At 69.0% G+C, this 3273-nt stretch carries 3 protein-coding genes and 1 pseudogene; all 4 read left to right on the forward strand.

Annotated features, from left to right (window positions below; translation table 11 throughout):
* Positions 1-557 precede the first annotated feature (557 nt).
* The 4 genes and pseudogenes from Pta02_RS40505 (at position 558) to Pta02_RS40520 (ending at position 3206) form a co-directional block, all read left to right on the forward strand.
* Positions 558-1460, forward strand: coding sequence for a DUF6192 family protein (locus Pta02_RS40505; RefSeq protein WP_203880367.1), 903 nt, complete (start codon positions 558-560; stop codon positions 1458-1460).
* Positions 1461-1478: 18 nt separating this feature from the next.
* Positions 1479-1895, forward strand: coding sequence for a hypothetical protein (locus tag Pta02_RS40510; RefSeq protein ID WP_203880368.1), 417 nt, complete (start codon positions 1479-1481; stop codon positions 1893-1895).
* A 4-nt stretch (positions 1896-1899) separates the two neighbouring features.
* Positions 1900-2751, forward strand: a pseudogene (locus Pta02_RS40515) (IS5 family transposase); the annotation flags it as partial.
* Positions 2752-2900: 149 nt separating this feature from the next.
* Complete coding sequence (locus tag Pta02_RS40520; RefSeq protein WP_203880370.1) at positions 2901-3206, forward strand: hypothetical protein; 306 nt, start codon at positions 2901-2903, stop codon at positions 3204-3206.
* Positions 3207-3273 lie beyond the last annotated feature (67 nt).

Here is a 3273-nt window from a genome sequence, read left to right on the forward strand (position 1 = left end):
AAGTGGTTGTTTTTGAACGGTGATCTTGAATCGAGAGCGTCGTCGAGCTAGCGGACAGACCTGGTCAGGAGCAGTCTGGGATCGTGGCCACGAGTGCATCAACGCGGCGGGTCTGCCCCGGGTGCGGCCAGGAGTTGCCGGGCCGGGCGCGGCGGGATGCGATCTACTGCAGCTCGGCCTGTCGGGCCCGGCATTGGCGCTGGGTCCGACGCACCCGCCGCGCTGTGATGACCGTGGTCGATGCCTCGCCGGCCAGCCGGTCGAGCTGTCTGGAGTGCGGGGCGATCTGGGTGACAGGAATCGATCACCGCTTTGGGGCGGTGTTTTGCTCACGACGGTGTAAGACCCGGGCCCGTCGGCGGCGTCAAGCCGCGGGGGAAGCCGTTCGCTCACAGGGCACCGTGCCCGCTCCGCGAACGGCTCAGTGATCGACGAGGCGCTGATTGGCGGGACCGGAAAAGACCTTGGCGCAGGGGATTGTCACATGATGTGATCAAGCGCACACTGGCGGCACCGCACCGATGTTCTGTCCCTTCCTATGCGAGGAGGCGGGGAACATGGGCGCGACCATGGTCGGGCATGTGGCCCTGGAGCGGTATCAGGAACTGGTCGAGCGCACGCGGCAGCTGGTGGAGACCGTCGGCCGGGCCCAGTTCGAGATCGGCGACAACGCGCTGGAGATCGCTCCGATGCAGGAGCGGGGCGGATCCCATCCGCTGGCGGGCATTGATGACACGTACGACATCTCCGAGATCCTGGCGACGTTCGCCGACGACGTGGGCCTGGCGGCCGCCACCATCAAGGAGTACCGGTGGACCTCATCGCGCTGGCCGGCCCAATACCGGCAGGTCGGGGTATCACACAAGGTGCATCGCATCCTGGCGGCGATCAGCGATGAGCAGGCGCGCTGGCGGCAGATCACCCGGCCGCCGCTCGATGAGCGCACCGGCCACTGCCGCTGGACGCCCGATGCCGCCAGTCGCATCGTCGGCTACCAGGTCGAACGCCCGGTGTCGGTGAAGGAGAAGGTCCGCGCCATCCACGATCTGGCCGGCGATGAGGAAGTCGCCGCAACCGTGGCCACCGATCTGCTGCGCCGGCCCGCGGTCGCGCACCAGGCCATGGCCGATGACACCGCCAAGCACATGGTCAACCGCGCCCAATACAACCAGGCGCACCAGGCCGCCGAGCCGGCGCGCCGGGCGGTCGCCCCGGCGCTGCGGCGGGTGGAGCACACGCTGGGGTTCATCGATCTGGTCGGGGCGTGCGCGGCGTTCGTGGCCGCGGGCGGCCGGATCGTGCCGGCCTTGCGCGGGCGCTCCTTCACCGATACCGAGCGCGCCAGCGTGCACAAGAACCTGGCCCGGGTCCGCTCCACCGCCGATTGGATCGAAACGGCCATCGACACCGGGGACACCACGCTCGATGAAGGGCTGGTCGCGCTGCTGCGCGACCGGTAACCGCAACGGGCACCCCTGATGAGCCGGTCCGGCGGCCGGCTGGCCGCCAACGTCTGTGCCGAGCGCGTGCTTCTGGCCCTGAGCGAGGCCCGGCCCGCCGGGCTGAGCACCAAGCAGCTGGTGGCCGCCACCGCTCTGAGCCCCTACCAGGTGCGCAAGGGCCTGCTCTACATCCGCGAGATCGCCGCCATGGCGAACCTGACCCCGATCACCTGGACTGCCGGGCAGGGCTGGAAGCTGTCGGCCGATCCAGCCGAATGGACTGCTTATGCCATCGCGGTCTTCCACCAGCTGCTGACCCGCACCTCCCGGCTGATCACCTCCACCATCGCGCCGCACGCCGCCGCGCTGCCCGGCGATGACAACGCGCAGATGGTGCTGGATCAGATCACCGGGATCAAGGCCACGCTGACCTTGCTGACCCGGGGACGCTGAGCCGATGCGCCGGCGCCGCTACCCCTCCGATGCCACCGATGCCGAGTGGGCCCTGCTGGAGCCGCTGCTGCCGGTGCCGGCCTGTCAGAGCGAGCGCGGCGGCCGCCCCGAGAAACACGATCGCCGCACCGTCGTCGATGCCATCCGCTACGTGGTCGACAACGGCTGCAAGTGGCGCGCCCTGCCGCACGACTACGGCATTCCCTGGCAGACGGTCTACGGTTTTTTCGCCCGCTGGGCCCGCGCCGGCGTGGTCAGCTCCATCCTTGTCCAGCTGCGCCGGGCCATCCGGCTGCGCGCCGGGCGCTGCCCCAACCCGGTGGCCGCGATCCTGGACTCCCAAAGCGTCAAAGCCGCAGAAACGGTGAGCAAGGCGACCCGAGGCTACGACGCGAACAAGAAGATCAGCGGACGCAAGCGATCAGTCCTGGTCGACACCATGGGACTGGTGCTGCTGGTCATGGTCACCCCCGCCGATCGGAGCGACCGGGACTGCGCCCGCGACCTGCTGGCCCGAGTGCGGATGCTGCATCCGCAGCTCACCTTGGTCTGGGCCGATGGCGCCTACGCCGGGGTCTTGGTGGAGTGGGCCCGTCGCTTCCTGAACCTCACCTTGAAGATCGTCTCCAAGGTCGCCGGCCAGGTCGGCTTCACGGTGCTGCCGCGCCGGTGGATCGTGGAGCGGTCGCTGAGCTGGTTCCTGCGCGCCCGGCGCAACGTCCGCGACTACGAACGCACGCCCGCCCACAGCGAGGCGCATCTGTGCTGGGCCGCCATCACCTTGATGACGCGACGGCTGACCAGGAAAAACGCCCGGTCATGGAAGCGTGCGCCGGCTTCCTCGCTCCAGGCCGCCTGATCGGTCGGTCGCGTCCTGGATGACGGGCTCGGCCCTGTGACCGGTCACGGCCGTGGCGCAGAGCCAGGTTCGCCGTCGGCGTCACCGCGAGCACCGGCGGCTGACTGCCGAGCAGGGGAAGCCTGTCGATCGTTGTCGAGTGCTTCTTGACGCTCGTGCGCCGCCCGTTGCCGATGCCAGGCCACGTCCCCGATCCCGGCCTGCGCCACCTGCTCATGCACGGTGGCGTTGTCTCGATGCGCCCGGGCGGCGCGCCGATGACCCGCACGAGCCTCGACCTCGGCCTGCGCTGCCGTCTGCGCGGCCTGCTCGGCCCGCTTGGCTGCCTGCTGTGGGCTGGCCACCGGCGGCCACTCCTGCGCCTGCAGTTCTTTAATCCGCTGCCGGACCTGCTCGACCCGCTTATCGGCACGCCGCACGCGATCCCGCGACTCCTCATTGCGATCAGATAAATACTCGACCATCGCGATCCTCTACCCATCCACCGCATGATCGATCAAGGGATTACAAACAACCTCT

Source organism: Paraplanobispora takensis, assembly GCF_016863195.1.
Lineage (GTDB): Bacteria > Actinomycetota > Actinomycetes > Streptosporangiales > Streptosporangiaceae > Planobispora > Planobispora takensis.

Bases quoted from the DNA above. Each gene is read 5' to 3' on its own strand.
- Pta02_RS40510 (WP_203880368.1), top strand. From the start codon at position 1,479: ATGAGCCGGTCCGGCGGCCGGCTGGCCGCCAACGTCTGTGCCGAGCGC.
- Pta02_RS40505 (WP_203880367.1), top strand. From the start codon at position 558: ATGGGCGCGACCATGGTCGGGCATGTGGCCCTGGAGCGGTATCAGGAA.